Source organism: Nocardioides sp. REDSEA-S30_B4 (genome assembly GCF_001627265.1).
GTDB lineage: Bacteria > Actinomycetota > Actinomycetes > Propionibacteriales > Nocardioidaceae > Nocardioides.
Window position 1 is genome coordinate 19196 of record NZ_LUPI01000102.1, and the last position, 20904, is coordinate 40099.

Genomic DNA, 20904 nt, shown 5'->3' on the forward strand with positions numbered 1-20904 from the left:
GAGGTCGACGAGGCGGAGTCACGCGCGGCCAACGGGCCGGACTGGGACCGCTACGCCGACGACTACCAGGCCACCCACGGCGAGTTCCTCGGCGACGCCGGCTTCGTGTGGGGTCCCGAGGGGCTCACCGAGGCCGAGGCCGGGGTCCTCGGCGTCGTACGCGACAAGGACGTGCTGGAGGTCGGTTCCGGTGCCGGGCAGTGCTCCCGGTGGGTGCGCGCCCAGGGTGGGCGCGGCATCGGCCTGGACCTCTCCCACCGCCAGCTGCAGCACTCGCGACGGCTGGACGAGGTGACCGGGCTGGCCGTCCCGTCGGTGCGCGGCACCGCGACCGCGCTGCCCTTCCGCGACGCCAGCTTCGACGCGGTCTTCTCCTCCTTCGGGGCGCTGCAGTTCGTCGCCGACCTCGACGACGCGGTCGCGGAGGTCGCGCGGGTGCTCAGGCCCGGCGGCCGGTTCGCCTTCTCCATCACCCACCCCACGCGGTGGATGTTCCCCGACGACCCCGGGGACGAGGGTCTGGTCGCGTCCCAGTCCTACTGGGACCGCCGGCCCTACGTCGAGGTCGACGAGGCCAGCGGCGCGGTGTCCTACGTCGAGCACCACCGCACGCTGGGCGACTGGGTGGCGGTCCTGGCCGCCCACGGCTTCCGCCTCACCACCCTGCTCGAGCCGGAGTGGCCCGAGGGCCACGAGCGCGTCTGGGGCGGCTGGTCGGCCGTCCGGGGCCGGCTCACCCCCGGAACAGCAGTGATCGGGTGCGACCTCGGCTGAGGCGCCGACGAAGCCCACGATCGGCAGCACGACCTCGATGACGGTGAGCAGCGACTTGTTGTCCTTGGCGTCGGCGACCGACGAGGCGACCTGGTCCTCGGTGAAGGCCAGCTGCAGGTCGAGGGCGGGGGTGCCGTCCTCCAGCCAGCGCTGCTGGTCCTCGGTCTGGTTGACGATAGAGCCGGTCTTCGGCTCGACGAAGATCTCCTTGGAGGTGGAGTACGTGCCCTGGGTGCCGGCGGCGATCTCCGCAGGCGCCTCGACGACGGAGACCTCGTAAACGTAGGCCTCGATGCCACCGATCTCCTCGGTGCGGTCGTAGACGGCGTCGACCGCGCGACCGAGCGTGCCGTCCCAGTAGGGGTAGGTCTTCTGCTCGGCGTTGAAGGGCCACTTGTTGACCAGGCCCTCGTGGGGCGTGGCGTCGGCCGGCAGGTCGATGCCCTCGTTGACGGCCTCGCCGCTGACGCGGTCGGTCGCGAAGACGTCCACCGAGGCGGTGATCATGTCCGCGGAGCCGTCGACGCAGGAGCGCTCGCCGCCGCGGTCGATCATCACACAGGAGGTGGAGACCCAGGCGACGACGTCGTCGGTCGAGACCTCGCTATCGGTCTTGGTGTCACTGATCGCGAAGATCGGGTTGCGCACCAGCTCGCCGGTGGAGGCGTCGAGCTTGCCCGCCTCGCCGTCGAGGTAGGTGATGGTCTTGACGTCCACCGGCGTCTTCTCCACCACGCCAGGGGCCCACACGAGACCCAGCAGGCCGGCGACGACCAGGAACCCTCCGAGGCCGAAGACGACACGGCCGATCCAACTACGCACAATTCCCTCCCCAGGAAGAAGTCCCGTCCCCTCCCCAGGTGACGGTCATGCAACGGACCCACGCTACTGCACCGCGAACGTTTTCGTGGCATTCGCCACAAACCCCTCCCGGCCCCCGCGCTGTGCGACACTCGCGCGGTGCGTGGGGTGGAGGCTGCGCGGGACTCCCGTGGTGACGCCGTGTGGGTCCTCGGGCTGCTCATGATCGCCCTGGCCACGCTGGGCCGTGCCTGGTCGCTCTACGGCTCGTGGTTCTACACCGACGACCACCGGCTGGCCGGTGACGCACTGGCCTCCCGCTCCCCCGCCGACCTGCTGGAGCCGTTCGACTCCCAGCTGATGCCGCTGGGACGGGCGCTCGCGTGGGTGGTCACGGCATCGGGCCAGGAGAGCTGGACCGCGGCGGCGACCACCACCCTGGTCGCCTCGACGATCGCCGGGCTGACGTGCCTGGTCGCCCTGGTGGTCCTCTTCGGCGCTCGACCAGCCGTTCTCGGCCTCCTGGCCGTCTACCTCACCTCGGCACTGACCCTGCCCGCGACGATGTGGTGGGCGGCCTCGCTCAACCAGCTGCCCCTGCAGGCGGTCCTCTGGGGCAGCGTGGCCACCTGGGTGACCTACCTGCGGACCGGGAGGCTGCGCTGGCTCGCCGCGACGGGCGCGGTGCTGGTCGTCGGCTTCGCGGCGTACGTCAAGACCGCGCTGGTGCTGCTCCTGCTCGCGGCGCTGCTGGTCGGCTGGTTCACCGGGGGTGGGCCGGTGCGCCGGGTGCGCGAGGCGTTCGCCCGGGCGTGGCCGGCGGCCGTGGCGCTGGGCCTGGTGGCGGCGACGTACGCCGGCTACTACGCCACGCAGGTGCCGCAGGTGGTCGAGGAGGAGGTCGACGCCTCGGTCGCGGGCGACCTCGCCTGGCAGATGCTCGGGCGCACCCTGCCGACCATGCTGCTCGGCGGACCGTGGCGGTGGTCGAGCGACAACCCGCCGGTCAGCCGGGCCGACGCTCCCCCGGTCGCCGTCCTGCTCTCCTGGCTGGTGCTCGTCGGGCTGGCCGTCTGGCTGTGGCGTCGACGGACCCGCACCGGACGCTGCTGGCTGCTGCTGGGCGGCTACGCGCTGCTGGCCTACCTCCTGGTGGCGACCAGCCGGGCGCAGGTGATCGGCGCGGTGATCGGCACCGAGCCGCGCTACCTCACCGACGTCGCGCCGGTCGCCGTGCTGGCGCTGGGCCTGGCGGCACTCGGCCTCCCCGGGGCGCCCGGGTCCTCCGCCTCCCGTGACGCGACGGCGACCGACCCGGTCCCTCGCCCTGTCGCCCTCCCTGTCGCTCGCCCTGTCGCCCGCGCGGCGACGCCGGTGCTCCTCGCAGCCGTGGTGCTCGGCGGGCTCCTGTCCTCGTGGGGCTACGTGCACGTGTGGCACACCGACAACCCGGGCCGGGACTACCTCACCACCGCCACCGACTCGCTGGCGGGCGCCGGACCCGTCGACGTCGCGGACACGGTGGTGCCCGACGAGGTCGTGCCCGGCTACCACTTCCCACGCAACACCACGGCCTACCTCCTGCCGCTGCTGGTCGACAACGCGCGGTTCCCCGCCGCCAGCGAGGACCTCCACGTGCTCGCCGACGACGGCCGCCTCGTGCCTGCCGGCGTCGAGGGCGAGATCCGCTCCGGGGCGGGCCCCGAGGAGGGCTGCGGGTGGCGGGTGCGGTCGGGGTGGACGACCGTGCCGCTGTCCGGGGAGACGATCGACCTGGTCTGGTGGCTGCGCATCGGCTACCTCGCCTCGACCGGCACCGACGTGCTGGTGCAGGTCGACGGTGGCGACCCGGTGCGCGCGCCGGTCGTGCAGGGACTGGGCGAGGTGCTGGTGCGCGTCGAGGGCGGCTTCGACAGCGTGCGGTTGGGCGGACTGCCCGAGGGCGAGACACTGTGCGTCGACGAGGTCGTCGTCGGGGAGCTGGAGGTGGCGCGATGAGCACGGTGGACCGGGCAACCACCCCCGCGGTCGAGACGCCGCCGGAGACGGCCACGACCTTCCCGCACGTGGACACGCTCCGCGCGGTCGGAGCGCTGGCCGTGCTGACCACGCACGTGGGCTTCTGGTCGGCGTCCTACGGCACCAACGGCACCGTCGGCGCCCTCCTCGCGCGCCTCGACGTGGGTGTCGCGCTGTTCTTCACCCTCAGCGGGTTCCTGCTCTCGCGCGCCTGGCTGAGCCGGGCGGCTGATGGTCGTGCCGCTCCCCGGACGGGCCACTACCTGTGGAAGCGCGCGCTGCGCATCCTGCCGGTGTACGTCGTGACCGTGACCCTCGCGCTCGCCCTCATCGACGCCAACAGGGGGCTGGGCTGGGGCGACCGACTGGCGACGTACCTCATGGCCTCGACGCTGGTCGACGCGACGTTCCCGGCCGGGCTCACGCACATGTGGAGCCTCGCGGTCGAGCTGCACTTCTACCTCCTGCTGCCGCTGCTGATGCTGCTCGGCGTCGGCCGCACCCTGCGACCGGCCCGCGTGGTCGCCCTGCTGGTCGTGCTCACCGCGCTGAGCACCTGGTGGCACCTCCACGGCGGGGCGTGGGCGCTCGGCGACAGCCTGGTGGCGACCCCGCAGTGGCTCGTCGGCTACCTCGACTGGTTCGCCGTCGGTATCGGCCTCGCGCTCGCCTCCGTGCTGCACGAGCACGGCCGGGGCGGCCGTGTCGTCGCCGGGCTGCGCTCGCTGGCGGCGCAGCCGGGGGTGTGCTGGCTGCTGGCCGGCTCCCTCATGCTGGTCGCGACCACGCCCCTGGCGGGCCCGCTGGTCCTCGACCCGCCCACCGACGCCGAGGCGCTCACCAAGAACCTGCTCTTCGCCGCCGTCGGCGGCCTCGTCGTGCTGCCGGCCGTCATGCGCGAGGTGCCGGCCACCCCCACGACCTACGACCGGGTCCTGCTGCACCCGGCGGCCCGGCACCTCGGCTTCACGTCGTACGGGCTGTTCTGCCTGCACGTACCGGTGCTGCACCTGCTCACCGCCACCACGGCGTGGGAGCCGTTCCAGGTCGACTTCTGGCCGCTGTGGATCGCCACCCTGGTCGTCAGCGTCGTCGCGGCCGAGCTGGCCTACCGGCTCGTGGAGCGACCCGCGCTGCGTCTGAAGGGTCGCCACCCGCTGGCCCGTCGCCGGGAGGAGTCGGCCGCCATCGCGAGCGCCCCGAGCACCGGCACCAGCGCCAGGTAGGACGGCCAGGCCAGCGCCCCCGCCCAGCCGTCGGGGTCGCCCCACGGCCGGACGGCGTACGCCGCCCCCATCGCCAGCAACGGGCCCGCCAGCACCCATGGGAGCGCCTCCGCTGCTGCCGGGACGCGACGCAGCAGCACGGGCACGAGCAGGCCGAGCACGGCACCGAGGGCAGCACCGACGGTCCCGGCCAGCAGGCCACCGACCAGCGTGGCGGTGAGCCCCGCCACGAACGGGCCGTGTCGTCGGGTGCCCAGCGCGGCCGGGCCGACGGGCTGCGCCCGGCGGCCTCGACGCCAGGTGGCGACGAGGGTCCCGAGGAGCAGCAGGACCAGGGTCAGCGCCCCCAGGCCGAGCCCGGCACGGTAGGGCAGGTCCGGGCCGAACGTGGCCACGACCCGGGTGTCCTCGGCGGGCGGCGCCGGCACCAGCCACGCCTGCTGCCAGCCGTCGACGGTCAGGTCACCCAGGCTCCCGCCCACTGCGCCGCCCGAGGGGCCGTCGAGCTCGGCGGACCAGCCGGGGTTGGCGTTCTCGCGGGAGACCAGGACCCCGCCGCGTCCTTCCGGCAGGTCGAAGACCCGGGTCGCCGGCTCCTCAGCGACGGCGACCGGGGCCGGGTCCGGGCCGGAGGGCAGCGACCCGAGGACCACCGACACCGCCTCCACCGCGGCGGTGTCGGTCATCCGGATGCGCGTCTCCCCCGCCGTGAGCACGAGGGCGGGCTCGCGGCGCACGTCCCGACCGCACGGGCGCAGCTCGACGTCGTCGCCGGCCAGCAGCGTGGCGGGCGCGGCCACCAGGCGTGTCGGCACGACCCGGTCCCCCACCTCGAGGTCGGGGCCGGTGCCGCAGGAGAACCGACGGGGCTCCAACGACGGCTTCAGCGGCTCGTACGGCACCCCGAGCAGGCGCAGCTCGCTGATGCCGGCGCCGACCGGGCGTCCGACGCCGTCGAAGCCGAGGTCGCGGGTGGGCTCGGTGCCGAGCACCTGCAGGCGCAGCCGGTCGGTCGTCACCGGGTCCTCGGACAGGTCCGCCCGCCCCTCGACCAGGTCGACGTCGCGGGTGCCGCCGGGCCAGGTGAGCCGGAGCGCGGTCGGCCGGGACGCTGCGGTGTCGGGGTCGAGGCGGACGCGCAGGCCGGCGACGTCGCGCTCCTCCAGCCACGACACCTCGAGCGACGGGAAGTCCTCGGCGGGGTCCGCCACCCAGGTGGTCCCGGGGTCGCCGTCGATGGCGGCGAGCGCGCCGGCCCGGGGGTCCTCGACCGCGGTGGACGAGGCGCGCGCCGCGATGGCCCGTCCCTCGACCACGAGCGAGTCGAGCGCGGCCCCGGCGCGGGGTCGACCCCGCAGCGTCACCTCGTCGTACGTCGCCTCCGCGGGCAGCGTCACCACCCGGTCCAGGCCGTCGGGCTCCTCGTCCTCGACGGCTCGGCGCGAGTCGCAGCGGGTCTCCTCGCGGGTGCGTCGCAGGTCGGAGGCGACCACGCAGCCGGTCCGGGGATCACGGTCGGCCCGCAGAGCGATGACGTCGGGCTGGTCCCACACGGAGAGCCAGGACTCGGGGACGGCGGGCAGCACCCACGGACGTCGTACGTCGAGGTCGGGGACCTCGACCTCCGCGAGGTGCAGCGGCCGGTCCGGCACGGCAGACTCGACCCGCAGCGTCGTCGTGGGCCCGCCGTCGAGGAGGACCGCGCGGGTCTGACCGGGTCCGAGCGCGAGCTCCTCGGTCACTCCCGTGTCGGTGACGACCCGGACCCGCTGGTCCTCGAGCGCCTCGGGTCCACCGGTGATCGTCAGCCGCTCGACCGCACGCTCCTCCTCGAGGGTCACCTCCCACCACTGGGTGCCGGCGGCGAAGGGGCCGGTCCGGAAGGCGGTGCGCGGGTCCCCGTCCAGGGCCGCCCAGGGCTGCGCGCCACGGCGCACCGGACCCAGCGAGCTGGTCCAGGCGTCGGAGGAGGACGCGTCGAGCGCGGCGACCCCCTCGAGCCGCGCGGTGGTGCGCCAGCGCGCGTCCTGTGCCGGGTCCCCGATCTCGTAGTCGCGGGTGGGGTTGCCGTTGCGGCGCGGCGCGCCCGGCTCCAGGACCGGGCTGTCGGCGTCATGGGTGCGCGCGAACGCGTGCTCGCGCAGCCGGAGCCCGTCGGTGAGCACCAGCGGGCCCAGGACCGAGCGGAGGTCGTCGGCACTGGCGGACCCGAGGTCCTCGGGAAGGTCGACCGCCAGCACGCCGGGCCGCTCGTCCACGGCGCCGAGGTCCGCGAGGTCCGCGAGGTCCTCGGGCCCACCCACGACCACCGGGAGGTCCTCGGCCAGGACCGCCCGCTCGGCCCCCTCCACGGCCCACACCTCGACGGCGCGGTAGCGGGTCTGCCAGCCGCCGCCGACCACGACGCGCTCGCCCCCGGCGCCCTCGAGGCGCGCCTCGCCACCGAGGACCGGGCCGAAGGTCTCGGCCACCACGAGTCCCGGGGAGTCCTGCAGGGCCTGGCGCACCAGCAGCGGGTCGGGCACGTCGTCCGCGCGGGTCAGGTCGTTGCGCACCACCACGTAGCGCACCCCCGCCCGGGCGAGGGCGTCGGCGAGCCCGGGCGACCCGCGACCCTCGGCCAGGCGCCGCTCGATGCCGTCGAGCATCCGGACCTGCCCGGCCGGGACGAGGGGCACGACGTTGCGCACCGCCCAGCGGGAGTCCGCCAGCCACTGCAGCGGCTCGTCGTCGGGTGAGCCCCACTGGTAGCGACCGAACCCCGAGCCGGGCACCAGCAGCGCGGTCGCGTCCCCCTCGGTCGCGTCCTGCTCGTCCAACCACTGCGCGGTCGCGGACCAGTAGCCCGGCACGGCCACCACCGGCTCGCGAGGGGCGATCCGTCCGGTGAGGGCGGGCATCGCGCCGGCCACCACGACGGCGACCGCGGTCGCGGTGAGGACGGCGGTGCTCAGCCGCTGCTGACGGGTGGCACCGGAGCCGGTGCTCGACCCCGCGCGGAGCTGCTCGACGGCGTACGCGAGACCGATGACGAGGGGCAGCCGGATGATCGGGTCGAACTTGTGCACGTTGCGGATCGGCGAGAGGACGCCGTCGAGCAGGTCGTGCAGGGTCGCCGCGCCCCAACCCTGGACCGCGCCCTCGTGGCCGAGCGTGACCAGGACGAGCCCCACCGCCAGACCGCGGGCGAGGAACGCCCGGTGGGGGTTGCTGCGCAGCACCATCCCCGCGCAGCCGAGGAGCAGCAGCACCCCGGCGTCGAGCGCGAGGTAGGGCGTGCTCAGCAGGTCGCGCCCGGCCCGGGAGGTGGTGTCGATGTAGGCGACCCAGTTCGAGGTGCCGCGCAGGGCGTCGGCGACCGTCGTGGGGAACGTCGTGACCGAGGCCGTCTCGATCCAGTCCAGGAAGGGCGGGCTGTAGGCACCCATCACCGCCAGGGGGACCAGCCACCACAGCGTGCCGAGGAAGGTGAACACCGGCCACCAGAGCATGAGCGCGCGACGGCGCGGACCGCGCGTGCGGGTCAGCAGCCACACGACGCCGAGCGGGATGACCGCGAAGGCGGCCGCGGCGTTGATGCCTCCGACGCACGCGACCGCGACACCGGCCCAGGCCGCTGCCAGGCGCGGGGAGCCACGCTCGGCGCCCACGACCAGGGGCAGCAGCACCCACGGCGCCAGCGCCATCGGCCAGCTCTCGCTAGAGATGGGCCCCAGCGTGGTGAGCATCCGCGGCGAGAGGGCGTAGGCGACGCCGGCAAGCAGGCAGGCGAGGTCGCTGCGCACCCCGAGCGCCCGCACCAGCCGGGCGGTCCCGGCGAAGGCGACCGCGAGGACCAGCCCCCACCACAGCCGCTGCACCACCCATCCCGGCAGCCCGGCGAGGACGCCGGTCAGGAAGAACGGGGCGGTCGGGAAGAGGTACCCGTAGGCCTGGTTCTGCAGCTGTCCGAACGCGCCCTCGCCGTCCCAGAGGTGCAGGGCGCGCACGACGAAGTCACCCGGTGCGGCGACCAGGTCGAACTTGGTGTCGGCCACGAGGTAGCCGGGGTCCTGGGTGAACGCGAGGCCGAGGAGCAGCCCGCACCCCGCCAGCACCCGCCAGGCGAAGGTGCTCATCAGCGGCGGCGCAGCACCAGCACGAGGTTCCAGGTGACGAGCTCGCGCACGACCGGGACGCGCAGCAGCCACCGGCTCCACCAGGGGTTGTAGCGCGGGGTGAGGTGGACGACGTCCACGGTGCCCGCGTCCTCCTGCTCGCGCGCCCAGCGCAGCCCGGCGGCGACCGTCACGGGGAAGAGCGACTCGCCGAACTTGTTCTTCGGCTCGTGCCCGTGGACGCGGGTGTAGCGGCGGCGCGCCCGGGCGCCGCCGAGGAAGTGCCACGGGGCCGTCTCATGGCCGCCCCACGGGCCGAACCAGACCGTGTAGCTGATGAAGACCAGGCCCCCGGGCTTGGTCACGCGCACCATCTCGCGCGCCATCGTCCACGGCTGGGGCACGTGCTCGAGGACGTTGGAGGAGTAGCAGACGTCGACGCAGGCGCTGCGCACCGGCAGCTGCATGCCGCTGCCGACCACGGTGCCGGCGGCGATGTCGCCGAGGCCGGCGAGCTCTCCCACGTCGGAGTCCAGCGCCAGGTACCGGGCACCGGCCTCGCGGAAGGCGTCGCGGAAGTAGCCGGGGCCACCGCCGACGTCGAAGACCAGCCGGGACTCCAGCGGCGCGTAGTGCGCGACCTGGGCTGCGGAGTCCTGGGCCAGGGCGGTGTAGAAGCGGGCGGGATCGGGCTGCTCGTAGCGGAACTCCCGCAGCAGACGCACCGACCTCGACAGCGAGGCCCGGAAGGGCTTGGTGGACGGGCGTGGCACGACGTGGACCCTATAGGCTCCGGCGGATGCACGAGGGCTCGCTGGACGGACGCCACGTCGTCTTCCTGAGCTGGCGCGACACCGCGAACCCGGAGGGCGGCGGGGCCGAGCGCTACCTGGAGAAGATGGCCGAGGGCCTGATCGAGCACGGGTGCACCGTCACCATCTTCTGCGCCGCCCACGCCGCGGCCCCGCCGGAGGAGACCCGCGGTGGCATCCGGTTCGTCCGGCGCGGCACCAAGCTGTCGGTGTACGCCGCCGGCATGCGCGCACTGCGTCGCGGCGACCTCGACGGGCCGCAGGGTCGCACCGACCTCGTGGTCGACGTGCAGAACGGGCTGCCGTTCTTCAGCCGGATGGTCACCGACGTGCCCGTGATCGTGCTGATCCACCACGTGCACCGCGAGCAGTGGCCGGTGGTCTACCCGGGGCTCAGCGGACGCATCGGCTGGTGGATCGAGCGCCGCTTCGCGCCCCGGCTCTACCGCCGCGAGCAGTACGTCGCGGTCTCCCGAGCCACCCGCGACGAGCTGGTCGCGCTGGGCATCGACCAGGACCGCATCGCGGTCGTGCACAACGGCACCGACCCCTACCGTGCGGTCGACCCCGGCAAGAGCCCCGACCCCATGGTTGCCGTCGTCGGACGCCTCGTCCCCCACAAGCAGGTCGAGCACGCCGTCGACGCCGTGGTGGCACTGCAGGCCGAGCTGCCAGGGCTGCGTCTGCACGTGGTCGGGTCCGGCTGGTGGGAGGCCGAGCTGGCGGCGTACGTCGAGAAGGTGGGGGCGGGCGACTGCGTCGTGCTCGAGGGCCACGTCACCGAGGAGCACAAGCACGAGGTCTACGAGCGGGCGTGGGTGCTTGCGCTGCCGTCGCTGAAGGAGGGCTGGGGGCTGGTCATCGGCGAGGCCGGCATGCACGCGACTCCCGCTGTCGCCTACCGCGCCGCCGGCGGCACCCAGGAGTCGATCGAGCACGACCACTCCGGCCTGCTGGTCGACACCCACGAGCAGTTCACCGAGGCGCTGCGCAGGCTGCTGACCGACGAGTCGCTGCGCCGCCGCCTCTCCGCCGGTGCGCTCGAGGTCAGCCACCGCTTCACCTGGACGCAGAGCCAGCGGTCCTTCGCCGAGGTCGTCGCCGCCAGGCTCGACGGTCGCATCCTGCACGCCGACGACCCGGGCGCCACCCGCGTCTGACCCGGGCCTGACCCGGTCCACGATGTGCAGCAGGAGTCGACGGCGATCTGGCCGGCGAGGTCGATGACGGGCTTGACGGGTGATGACCACGAACCAGCCCGACTGGAGGGCGTGGCGTGAAAGGGGTTCACGAGGAGCCCTCCAGTCGCCCCGCGGGGACGGCGTGGAGGGCACACCGAAAGGCCGACAGCCCAGGGCTGCCGGCCTTCACGTGGTGCGTGCGGCTGGGCTCTAGTTGGTCGAGCCGTAGACCACGACGGGTGCGTTGACGTTCGCCGGGGAGTCCCCCTGCGGGCTCGTCTGCGACGACACGACGCCGACCACCGTCACGGTGGCCACCGCTCCGCCGACGATCATCGCCGCGACGGTGCCAAGAATGCTTCCCACTTCTCCACCCTCCCTCAAAGGTAGGAAAACGTTAGCAGTCTCACGCCCTATCCGGACAAATTCCGACGCAAACGTTGCCGAGCGCAACGGACGCCAGCGACCACGGCAGCCAACAGGACCGCGAGGTGCGCCGTCCAGGCGAGGCCCATCGCCACCTGCCACGAGGTCGGCGAGGTCGTCTCGTCGACCTCGTCCAGCCGCACGACCCGCAGGCGCCCGTCGTCGAGGAGCGTCTCCCCCGCCACGTCCGGTGCCGGCCCGGGCGCCGTCAGGTCGGTGGCGACCGCCCCGACGCCGAGGGAACCGAGCACGTCGGCCCGAGCCTGCGGGGTGGGCAGCTCGATCGCGTCACGGACCCGTTGCACGCGCTGGTCCTCGCCCTCGATGACGACGTCGTCGACCACCAGCTCGTCGGAGGCGACGGGCACAGGTAGCAGCACCCTGCCCAGCGGGTCGAGGACCTTGTGCCCGTCGTTCCAGTCGGGCTGCCGATAGCTCGAGAGCGGCAGCACCAGGACGTCGCCCGCCCCTTCACCGAGCGCGGCGCGGGCGTCGGCGTAGGACACCGGGTAGTCCACCGCGACCAACCGCCCCCCGGCTCCCCATGCGGCGTCGGGCAGGACCGTGACCGGCCATAGGACGGCGACGACCGCCAGGGAGACGCGCGCCGGCGTGGCCCAGCGGCCACGGGTCCACCGCCAGGCACCGTCGACGGCGACCGCCACGAGCGCGACCAGCAGGGGGACGCACAGCACGAGGAGGCGCGAGCCGTCGCGCAGCACTCCCCCACCCGGTACGACGCCGGCCAGCTGCCCCACGGGCCCGGGAGCGGCCCAGGTGAGCACCGCCAGCAGCCAGCCGACGGCCCACAGCAGGACGAGCGGCGCCCATGGGACCGCGAGCACGATCGCCTCCCGGCGGGACCGCCGGACGCCCAGGACCAGCAGCGGCACCAGGGCCAGCAGGGCGACGAGAGCAGCCGGGCCGGTGCGACTGACCGGCACCACCTCGGCGTTCCAGACCCCGCCCAGGGTCAGCGCCGCGAGCGGACCGGGCAAGGGGCCTTCCCCGGACAGGGCGAAGAGGCGCGCCGCGGCAGGGTCGCTCACCGCGTCCCGGACGTGCAGCAGCCCGGAGACCAGCCACGGGGCCTGCGCCGCCAGCACGAGGAGCGCCCCCCGCGCCCACAACCGGCGCTCACCGGGCCCGAGCACGAGCCCGGACAGCAGCACCAGCGAGGTCGCCAGGCCCGCGCTGACGCTGAGGCTGCCGAGCAGCACGGCGAGCGGCAGCCACCAGGGGGCTCGCCCGGTCGCCCGCCAGCGGGTCGCGCCCAGCAGGACCCACGGGAGTGCGGCGTACCCGAGCAGGACCGGCCAGTGGCCCAGCACCAACCGCTCGACGACGAACGGGTTCCAGCACCACAGCGTGACCGCAGCGAGCCGGGACACCACGCCGAGTCCGGCCAGGACCCGGTCGATGCCCGACGCACCGCCGAGCAGCATCCCGAGCAGCACCAGCTTCTGCAGCAGCATCCCCGGGACGACCTCGTCCAGCACCGCCACCCAGGCGTCGCTGGGGACGGCCCGGGGCAGGCCGCTGCCGAGCCCCAGGACGTCTGCGCGCACCGCCAGGTCGCGCACCCAGACCATGTCGTAGGACAGGACGTAGCCAGGACCGAGCGCCGGGCCGAGCACGAGCCCCACGAGCACGAGGGACCACACGGCGACCAGCGCACGCTGCCAGGTCGCACGCGGATCCGGGGTCGCCACACGAGGAGCAAAGCACGTCGGGGCTTCGCCCACCTTTTCGCGGGCGTTGGCCGACACTTCCCCCGGCGGCCGCGACCTCACCTAGTCTCACAGGGTGACGACCACGACTGAGCAGGCCTCGGGGGCCTCAGGGGACCAGGAGGGCCGCCGACGGCTGCCCGACCTGAAGGCGCTGCTGCGCAGCAGCGCCGGCATCGCCGTGGCCATGGCGGTCATGAACGTCGCGACCTACGCCTTCCAGATGATCTCGGCGCGCCTCCTCGGCCCGACCGAGTACGGCGCGGTCGCCTCCCTCATGGCCCTGCTGATGGTCGTCGCCGTCCTCCAGCTCGGCCTGCAGGCCACCGGCGCCCGACGCATCTCCGCCGAGCCGGAGCACGTCGCCCAGATCGAGCGCATGGTCCTGCGCGTCACCTACCGCGCGGCCCTCGGGCTCGGCCTGCTGATGATGGCGCTCGCACCGGTGGTGCACCAGGTGCTCCGCCTGGACTCCGTGGTCCCGGCGCTCCTGCTGGCCGTCTCCGCGGTGCCCCTCACGATCATGGGCGGCCAGGCCGGCGTGCTGCAGGGCGAGCGCCGGTGGTTCTCGCTCGCCGGCATCTACCTCGCGATGGGCCTGGGCCGTGTGGTCGTCGGCACCGCCTGCATCGTCGTCTCCCCCACCGAGTCGGCGGCCATGCTCGGCGTGATGATCGCGATGTTCGCCCCGGCACTGGTCGGCTGGCTGGCGCTGCGCCGCCCGGGGCTGCACGTGCGCGACGGCGACCGGCACAGCGACCAGCACACGGCGCGCCGCGTCGTCACCGAGACCGGCAGCGCCTCGCTGGCGCTGCTGGCCTTCTTCGTGCTCTCCAACCTCGACATCGTGGTAGCGCGCAACGTCCTCGACGACCACGACGCCGGCCTGTACGCCGCCGGCCTGATCCTCACCAAGGCGGTGCTGTTCCTGCCGCAGTTCGTCGTGGTCGTCGCGTTCCCGGCCATGTCCACGCCGGCGCAGCGCCGCCGCGCCCTGCTGCGCAGCCTCTTCGTCGTCGGCCTGCTCGGCGTGGTCTGCACCCTCGGCGCGTGGCTCCTCAGCGGCCTGGCCATGGTCTTCGTCGGCGGCGCGGAGTACGCCGACGTGGAGTCCCGCCTGTGGGTCTTCGCCGTGCTCGGCACGCTGCTGGCGATGCTGCAGCTGCTGGTCTACTCGGTGCTGGCCAGGCGCGGCACCAAGACGACGTACCTGGTGTGGATGGCCGTGATCGCGATGATCGTGCTCGCCAGCACCGTCGAGGAGCTGGGCACCCTCGCCGCGGTCGTGGTGTGCATCGACGCCGCGCTCTTCGCCGCCCTGCTCGGCATCAGCCTGTGGCGGCTCAAGGAGCCCGTCCCCGCGCAGCCCGAGGACTGAGTCCTCTCGCTAGTGCGCCGCCTCGTGCCACGAGCGACCCGTGCCGACGGAGACGTCGAGGGGCACGAGCAGGTCGGCGGCGGCGCCCATGTGCTGACGCACCAGCTGCTCGAGCTGCTCCCGCTCCCCGGCGGCCACCTCGAGCACGAGCTCGTCGTGGACCTGCAGCAGCATCCGTGAGCGCAGCCCCGCGGTGGCGATGCCCTCCTCGAGGTCGAGCATGGCGACCTTGATCAGGTCGGCCGCCGACCCCTGGATCGGCGCGTTGAGCGCCATCCGCTCGGCCATCTCGCGACGCTGGCGGTTGTCGCTGGTCAGGTCGGGGAGGTAGCGCCGGCGACCGCGCAGGGTCTCGGTGAACCCGGTGCGCCGCGCCTCGTCGACCACGCCGCCGAGGTAGTCGCGCACCCCGCCGAAGGTCTCGAAGTACTCGTCCATCAGTCCGCGTGCCTCGCTCGGCTCGATGCCCAGCTGCTGCCCGAGGCCGAACGCGGACAGGCCGTAGGCCAGCCCGTAGTTCATCGCCTTGATCTTGGCCCGCTGCTCGGTGGAGACGTCCTCGGCCGCGACGTCGAAGACCCTCGCCGCGGTGATGGAGTGGAAGTCCTGGCCCGAGCGGAACGCCTCGATGAGCAGCGCGTCCTCGGAGAGGTGGGCCATGATCCGCATCTCGATCTGGCTGTAGTCGGCCGTCATCAACGACTCGAAGCCCTCGCCCACCACGAAGGCCTCGCGGATGCGGCGGCCCTCCTCGGTGCGGATCGGGATGTTCTGCAGGTTGGGGTCGGTGCTGGAGAGCCGACCGGTCGCGGCGATGGTCTGGTTGAAGGTGGTGTGGATGCGCCCGTCGGCCGCCACGGTCTTCAGCAGCCCCTCGATGGTCTGCCGCAGGCGGATCACGTCGCGGTGGCGCAGCAGGTGCAGCAGGAAGGGGTGCTCGGTCTTGACGTACAACGCCTGCAACGCGTCGGCGTCGGTGGTGTAGCCGGTCTTGGTGCGCTTGGTCTTGGGCATGTCGAGCTCGTCGAAGAGCACCACCTGCAGCTGCTTGGGCGAGCCGAGGTTGATCTCCTTGCCGATGACGGCGTAGGCCTCCTCGGCCGCGGCGCGCACCTCGGCGGAGAAGTGCTGCTCCAGCGACTCGAGGTGCTCGCTGTCCACAGCGATGCCGAGGGTCTCCATCCGGGCGAGCAGGTGCACGAGTGGCAGCTCGATCTCGGCCATGAGCTCGGTCCCGCCGTGCTCCTCGACGGCGGTGTCGAGCGCCTCGGCGAGGTCCAGAACCGCCCGCGCGTGCAGCATCGCGGTGTCGGCGGCGGCGCTGTCGCCCTCGTCCCCGAGGGTGTCGAGGCTGAGCTGCCCGTCGTCGGCCTCCCCCTGCTTCAGCTCGCGCTTGAGGTAGCGCAGGGTCAGGTCGGCGAGGTCGTAGGAGCGCTGGTCGGGCCGCACGAGGTACGCCGCGATCGCGGTGTCGCTCTGCAGGCCGGCCAGCGGCCACCCGCGGGCCGCGAGCGCCAGCATCGGGCCCTTCGCGTCGTGCAGGATCTTGGGCCGCGCGGCGTCGGCGAGCCAGGCGGCGACCGCGGCGTCGTCGGCGGGGGTCACCTCGGCCGCGTCGAACCAGGCAGCCGTGCCGTCCGCGGCGGCCAGGGCGAGCGACCAGACCTCGCCCGTGCCTGCTCGCCAGGCCCCCTGCACCGCCACGCCGGTCGCGACGTCGCCGGAAGCGTGCTCGGCCAGCCAGGAGCCGACCTCGTCGGCGCCCAGGCGGGTGCCGGCCAGCTCGAAGCCGGAGTCGTCGACGACGTCCTCCTCCGAGCTCAGCGTCTCGAAGAGCCGGTCGCGCAGCACCCGGAACTCCAGGCCGTCGAAGAGCGTGTGCACGGCCTGGCGGTCCCACGGACGCAGCGCGAGGTCGCGCGGGTGCAGCTCGAGGTCGAGGTCACGGACCAGGGCGTTGAGGCGTCGGTTGCGCATGACGTCGCCGAGGTGCTCGCGCAGCGCCTCGCCCTTCTTGCCGGTGATCTTGTCGGCGTTGTCGATCACGCCGTCGAGGTCGCCGTAGGTCTTGAGCCACTTGGCCGCGAACCCCTGACCGACCCCGGGCACGCCGGGGAGGTTGTCGGAGGTCTCCCCGACGATGGCGGCCAGCTCCGGGTACTGGTGCGGCGGGACGGCGTACTTCGCCTCGACGGCCTCGGGCGTCATCCGCGCGAGGTCGGAGACCCCGCGCATGGGGTAGAGCACCGTGGAGCGGTCGGTGACCAGCTGCAGGGAGTCGCGGTCCCCGGTGAGGATCAGCACCTCCATCTCCGGCTCCGCCAGTGCCTGGGTCACCAGCGTGGCGATGATGTCGTCGGCCTCGAAGCCGTCCTTCTTCAAGAAGGGGATGTTGAGCGCGTCGAGGACCTCCTCGATCAGCGGCAGCTGGCTGGAGAACTCGCCGGGGGTCTTGTTCCGCTTCGCCTTGTACTCGGAGTACTCCTGCATGCGGAAGGTCTGGCGCGAGACGTCGAAGGCCACCGCGACGTGCGTCGGCTGCTCGTCGCGCAGCACGTTGATCAGCATCGAGGTGAAGCCGTAGACGGCGTTGGTGTGCTGCCCCGTCGTGGTGGAGAAGTTCTCCACCGGGAGCGCGAAGAAGGCGCGGTAGGCCAGCGAGTGGCCGTCGAGCAGCAGGAGCCGGGGGCGGGCGTTCGTCTCGGGCACCCGCCGAGACTATCCGTGGCCACCGACATCCCGGCCGGGCGGTGGCGGCTAGGTTGAGCGGCATGACAGAGCAGAGCATCTCCGTGGAGGACTACCTCGCCTCCATGCCCCAGGGCATGGGCGGGCTCAACGACAAGCTCGGCGTCACGCTGCTGGAGCTGTCGCCGGAGCGGATCGTGGCGACCATGCCCGTCGAGGGGAACACCCAGCCCTACGGGCTGCTCCATGGTGGTGCCTCGGTGGCGCTCGCCGAGTCCCTGGGCTCCATCGGGGCGGGCCTGCACGGCATGCCCGACAAGGTGCCGGTCGGTGTCGACATCAACGCCACCCACCACCGCGCCGCCACCTCCGGCCTGGTGACGGCGGTCGCGACGCCGGCCTACCTCGGGCGCACCCAGGTGACCTACGAGATCGTCGTCTCCGACGAGCGTGGCAAGCGGGTGTGCACCTGCCGGATCACCTGTGCGCTGATCCCGAAGGAGAAGGTCGGGCTGTAGGGCCCAGTCGGCCGGTTCAGGCCTGCTGCTCGGACTGCTGCCGTCGCAGCGTGCGGCGGGCCGCCAGCAGCTGGGCCCGGGCCCGGTCGCGGTGCCGCTCGGCGGGCGGACGCTGCGCCTCGGCCTTCGCGCGCACCAGGTGCGAGGGGGCCACCCGCAGCACGGCGTGCGGCCCCAGCCCCAGACGTGCCATGAACCGGTTGGCGTCCCGGGAGCCGGCTGCCGCGCCGGTCGCCACGTGCGCGATGCCGAGCTCCTCGGCGTACGCCGCCGCCGACTCGACCAGCAGCCGTCCGACGCCCAGGCGCCGGAACTCCGGCAGCACGTGCGGTGAGACCGCCTGCACCACGGGCTCGAGGTTGAGCGGGGTCAGCGTGGTGACCTTCAGCAGCACCGCCCCGGCGGGGGCACCGTCGACCTCGGCCACCAGGAGCCGCTGCTCGGCGGAGACCAGCGAGTCCTTGACGAGCAGCTCGACGTCCGCGACCTGCTCCTGGCGGTCGCCGCGACGCAGCGCGTCGGACCACAGCACCGCCAGGAAGAGCGAGTCCTCCACCCGGGCGGGACGCAGCACCACGGAGTGACGGCTCACGGTGCACCTGCCTGGGGTCGCGTCGGGGGATGGGCCAGAGAAGATTACGCTCGGCACGGCCGACGGCAACAGCGGCCCGGACCGGTCTTTACCTTGCGGGCCCACAGCCCCACCATCCCTCTCGGAGGCAGCCCTGTTCACCGGCACCGGCACCCTGGTCAACGTCGTGACCGTGCTCCTGGGCTGCAGCCTCGGGGTGCTGCTCGGCAACCGGTTGCCGGTGCGGACCCGCGACCTGGTCACCGACGGCCTCGGCCTGGTGACGCTGCTGATCGCGGCGACCTCGGCCATGGCGGTGCTCTCCCCCGCCCTCGCTGCCGAGGTGGGCGACGCGGCCCCGATGCTGATCGTGCTCGGCGCCGTCCTGGTCGGAGGCATCACGGGGTCGCTGCTGGGCCTGGAGACCGGTGTCGAGCGCCTGGGTGGCTGGCTGCAGGCGCGGTTGGTCGGCAGCAGCGGCTCGACGGACCGGGCACGGTTCGTCGAGGGCTTCGTCATCGAGGAATGTCTTGTCCGATCGCGCGGTGAGGAGCGCTGCTTCGTTCAAGACGTTGGCGAGATCAGCGCCCGTGAAACCGGGAGTGCGGCGTGCTACCGCCATCAGATCCATGTCGTCGGTGATCGGCTTGCCTTTGGCGTGCACTTTCAGGATCTCGTACCGGCCGTTGAGGTCGGGGCGCTCCACCGCGATCTGTCGGTCGAAGCGACCGGGTCGTAGCAGGGCGGGGTCGAGAATGTCCGGTCGGTTCGTGGCCGCGATGAGGATGACACCACCGGTCACATCGAACCCGTCCATCTCGACGAGCATCTGGTTCAGGGTCTGTTCACGCTCATCGTGACCTCCGCCGAGGCCGGCGCCACGATGCCGGCCGACCGCGTCGATCTCATCAATGAAGATGATCGCCGGCGCATTCGCCTTTGCTTGCTCGAACAGGTCTCGGACACGACTCGCACCAACACCGACAAACATTTCCACGAAGTCCGATCCGGAAATCGAATAGAACGGGGCGCCCGCTTCGCCTGCTACCGCACGGGCGAGGAGGGTCTTGCCTGTACCCGGAGGTCCGTACAGCAACACACCCTTGGGGATCTTCGCTCCCACTTTCTGGAAACGCTCGGCGTCGGACAGGAAGTCCTTGATCTCGACCAGCTCTTCGACCGCCTCATCGGAGCCGGCGACGTCTTCGAATGTGGTCTGAGGCATGTCTTTCGTGATCGCCTTGGCCTTGGACTTGCCGAAGTTCATCAGGCGGCCGCCGCCGCCTTGCATCTGGCTGAAGATGAAGACCATCAACAAGATGAGCAGCGCAAACGGCAGGAGGGAGATGAACAAGGTGACCAGCAGGTTCTCGCTCGGGACCACGACGTTGTAACCGCCGGGAAGTTGGCCGGCGTCGGTCTTCTCCTGCAGGAGGTTCTGCAATTCCACACCCTGGCCGGTGATGAAGTGCGACCGCACTTCATCACCGTTCCTGAGGGTCAATTCCAGAACTTGATCACGGTCAATCAAGGTGGCGGTATCGACATTTCCGGACGTGATGTCGGAAATGGCTTCGCCGGTGTCCACCTCGTCGGGGGCCCCGATGCCCGAGATCAGGCTCGAACCCACCAGAACCGCGATGACAGCCATCGCGATCCAGAAGATCGGTCCTCGCAGGAAACGCCTCACATTCACCTCTTAACGGTAACCGACCTGGTTCGGCCCGCATCCGGGTCGGGGCTCACCAGCCCTGCGCCGAGCGCGAACATCGGCGACCGTCAGCTGCTATACACGTGCGGGGACAGCGTCCCCACACACCGAAGATTTCGGTACCTCTGGGCGTAGTCGAGCCCGTACCCAACAACGAACTCATTGGGGATATCGAACCCGACGTACCTGGGTTCGACATCCACCTTGACGGCGTCTGGTTTACGCAGCAACGTGAAGATCTCGAGCGATGCCGGCTTGCGCGACCGAAGGTTCTTCAACAGCCACGACAGGGTGAGACCGGAATCGAGAATGTCTTCGACGATCAAGATGTCCCGACCGGCGACGTCCCCGTCCAGATCCTTCAGAATCCGGACCACGCCGCTGCTCGTCGTACCGGATCCGTACGACGACACCGCCATCCAGTCCATGTTGGCGTGAATGCTCAACGCCCGCGCGAGATCAGCCATCACCATGACAGCCCCGTTGAGCACGCCGACGAGGAGAAGGTCTCGCCCCTGGTAGGCCTCGTCGATCTCGGCTGCGAGTTCCGCAATGCGGTCGCTGATCTGTTCCTCGGTCAGTAGTACGTGGGCGAGGTCTCCCTCGACGTTGTCAGCTTGCACTCATCTCTCCCGAAGATCCGCGGTGAAACGTAAGCCTTCCATACTCGACTCTCGCGGTGATCGCACCCGGCAATTGCGCTGGGCCTTGGCCTTTCCATGTCGAGATCATCGCTTCCACATGTTGCACGTGGTCGAAATCGAGAGAGTCCTCCGATTCCAGGACGGCCTGGTGCATCAGTCGAATGAGTCGGGTCCGAACGGCTCGAGGTTGGCCGGCGATCGCTTTGACCTCGACGCCGCACTCGTCATTCGTCACGTGAACCCAGCGGTCGAATGCTCCCTGTGCCCACGCCTCCAGAGCATCGGCATCGTCCGCGAGAAGGCGGGCCGAGCGCGCGAGTCCGGGAAC

14 protein-coding genes and 3 pseudogenes are annotated in these 20904 nt (G+C 72.2%); 7 read left to right on the forward strand and 10 right to left on the reverse strand.

Annotation, left to right across the window (positions count from 1 at the left end; translation table 11 throughout):
• Positions 1-213 precede the first annotated feature (213 nt).
• The gene (locus A6R01_RS17610) at positions 214-774 is read left to right on the forward strand and encodes a class I SAM-dependent methyltransferase (protein ID WP_292608802.1); all 561 of its coding nucleotides are present in this window, start codon (positions 214-216) and stop codon (positions 772-774) included.
• An 18-nt stretch (positions 775-792) separates the two neighbouring features.
• Here the strand turns inward: A6R01_RS17610 and A6R01_RS17615 are convergent.
• Positions 793-1596 (reverse strand): annotated as a pseudogene (locus A6R01_RS17615) (DUF3068 domain-containing protein); the annotation flags it as partial.
• Positions 1597-1734: 138 nt separating this feature from the next.
• Here A6R01_RS17615 and A6R01_RS17620 point away from each other — a divergent pair.
• Both A6R01_RS17620 and A6R01_RS17625 read left to right on the forward strand, forming a co-directional pair.
• On the forward strand, positions 1735-3573 hold the full coding sequence (locus A6R01_RS17620) for a hypothetical protein (protein WP_292608769.1): 1839 nt from the start codon (positions 1735-1737) through the stop codon (positions 3571-3573).
• Positions 3570-4820: an acyltransferase gene (locus A6R01_RS17625; protein ID WP_292608772.1), complete on the forward strand. Its 1251-nt coding sequence runs from the start codon at positions 3570-3572 to the stop codon at positions 4818-4820. The genes A6R01_RS17620 and A6R01_RS17625 overlap by 4 nt, the downstream gene beginning before the upstream one ends.
• Here A6R01_RS17625 and A6R01_RS17630 read toward each other — a convergent pair.
• Together A6R01_RS17630 and A6R01_RS17635 are read right to left on the reverse strand one after the other, a co-directional pair.
• Complete coding sequence (locus tag A6R01_RS17630) at positions 4703-8938, reverse strand: alpha-(1->3)-arabinofuranosyltransferase family protein (RefSeq protein ID WP_292608775.1); 4236 nt, start codon at positions 8936-8938, stop codon at positions 4703-4705. The two genes, A6R01_RS17625 and A6R01_RS17630, sit on opposite strands and share 118 nt — an antisense overlap.
• Entirely contained in the window at positions 8938-9690 is a 753-nt protein-coding gene (locus tag A6R01_RS17635; RefSeq protein WP_292608778.1) for a class I SAM-dependent methyltransferase, read from the reverse strand. The genes A6R01_RS17630 and A6R01_RS17635 overlap by 1 nt, the downstream gene beginning before the upstream one ends.
• A gap of 26 nt (positions 9691-9716) precedes the next feature.
• On the opposite strand from A6R01_RS17635, the gene A6R01_RS17640 reads away from it, so the two are divergent.
• Complete coding sequence (locus A6R01_RS17640) at positions 9717-10889, forward strand: glycosyltransferase family 4 protein (protein WP_292608781.1); 1173 nt, start codon at positions 9717-9719, stop codon at positions 10887-10889.
• 231 nt (positions 10890-11120) lie between these two features.
• Here the strand turns inward: A6R01_RS17640 and A6R01_RS17645 are convergent, their stop codons facing one another.
• Together A6R01_RS17645 and A6R01_RS17650 are read right to left on the reverse strand one after the other, a co-directional pair.
• A complete protein-coding gene (locus tag A6R01_RS17645) occupies positions 11121-11276 on the reverse strand; it encodes a hypothetical protein (protein ID WP_292608782.1) in 156 nt (51 codons plus the stop codon).
• Positions 11277-11323: 47 nt separating this feature from the next.
• The gene (locus A6R01_RS17650) at positions 11324-13048 is read right to left on the reverse strand and encodes a hypothetical protein (protein WP_292608785.1); all 1725 of its coding nucleotides are present in this window, start codon (positions 13046-13048) and stop codon (positions 11324-11326) included.
• 94 nt (positions 13049-13142) lie between these two features.
• Here A6R01_RS17650 and A6R01_RS17655 point away from each other — a divergent pair, with 94 nt between their 5' ends.
• Positions 13143-14444 carry an oligosaccharide flippase family protein gene (locus A6R01_RS17655; RefSeq protein WP_292608788.1) on the forward strand — a complete coding sequence of 434 codons (1302 nt, stop codon included), beginning with the start codon at positions 13143-13145 and terminating at the stop codon, positions 14442-14444.
• A gap of 9 nt (positions 14445-14453) precedes the next feature.
• Here A6R01_RS17655 and polA read toward each other — a convergent pair whose 3' ends face one another.
• Complete coding sequence (gene polA, locus A6R01_RS17660; protein ID WP_292608790.1) at positions 14454-17153, reverse strand: DNA polymerase I; 2700 nt, start codon at positions 17151-17153, stop codon at positions 14454-14456.
• Positions 17154-17215: 62 nt separating this feature from the next.
• On the opposite strand from polA, the gene A6R01_RS17665 reads away from it, so the two are divergent.
• A complete protein-coding gene (locus A6R01_RS17665) occupies positions 17216-17650 on the forward strand; it encodes a hotdog fold thioesterase (protein WP_292608792.1) in 435 nt (144 codons plus the stop codon).
• Between the two features lie 16 nt (positions 17651-17666).
• Here A6R01_RS17665 and A6R01_RS17670 read toward each other — a convergent pair whose 3' ends face one another.
• Positions 17667-18242, reverse strand: a complete 576-nt coding sequence (locus tag A6R01_RS17670) for a GNAT family N-acetyltransferase (RefSeq protein ID WP_292608795.1) — start codon at positions 18240-18242, stop codon at positions 17667-17669.
• A 196-nt stretch (positions 18243-18438) separates the two neighbouring features.
• Here A6R01_RS17670 and A6R01_RS17675 point away from each other — a divergent pair.
• A pseudogene (locus tag A6R01_RS17675) lies at positions 18439-18687 on the forward strand (DUF554 family protein); the annotation flags it as partial.
• 66 nt (positions 18688-18753) lie between these two features.
• Here the strand turns inward: A6R01_RS17675 and A6R01_RS17680 are convergent.
• The 3 genes and pseudogenes from A6R01_RS17680 to A6R01_RS17690 all read right to left on the reverse strand — a co-directional run.
• A pseudogene (locus A6R01_RS17680) lies at positions 18754-19917 on the reverse strand (ATP-dependent metallopeptidase FtsH/Yme1/Tma family protein); the annotation flags it as partial.
• 83 nt (positions 19918-20000) lie between these two features.
• A complete protein-coding gene (gene hpt / locus A6R01_RS17685) occupies positions 20001-20555 on the reverse strand; it encodes a hypoxanthine phosphoribosyltransferase (RefSeq protein WP_292608797.1) in 555 nt (184 codons plus the stop codon).
• Positions 20545-20904 (reverse strand): TilS substrate-binding domain-containing protein (locus A6R01_RS17690; protein WP_292608800.1); only part of this gene is annotated, 360 nt, incomplete at its 5' end. The genes hpt and A6R01_RS17690, both read right to left, overlap by 11 nt.

What these genes read in the sequence shown, in the direction of transcription:
- A6R01_RS17625 (WP_292608772.1), top strand. Translation starts at nt 3,570, where the DNA reads ATGAGCACGGTGGACCGGGCAACCACCCCCGCGGTCGAGACGCCGCCG.
- A6R01_RS17630 (WP_292608775.1), bottom strand. Translation starts at nt 8,938, where the DNA reads ATGAGCACCTTCGCCTGGCGGGTGCTGGCGGGGTGCGGGCTGCTCCTC.
- A6R01_RS17640 (WP_292608781.1), top strand. Translation starts at nt 9,717, where the DNA reads ATGCACGAGGGCTCGCTGGACGGACGCCACGTCGTCTTCCTGAGCTGG.
- A6R01_RS17665 (WP_292608792.1), top strand. Translation starts at nt 17,216, where the DNA reads ATGACAGAGCAGAGCATCTCCGTGGAGGACTACCTCGCCTCCATGCCC.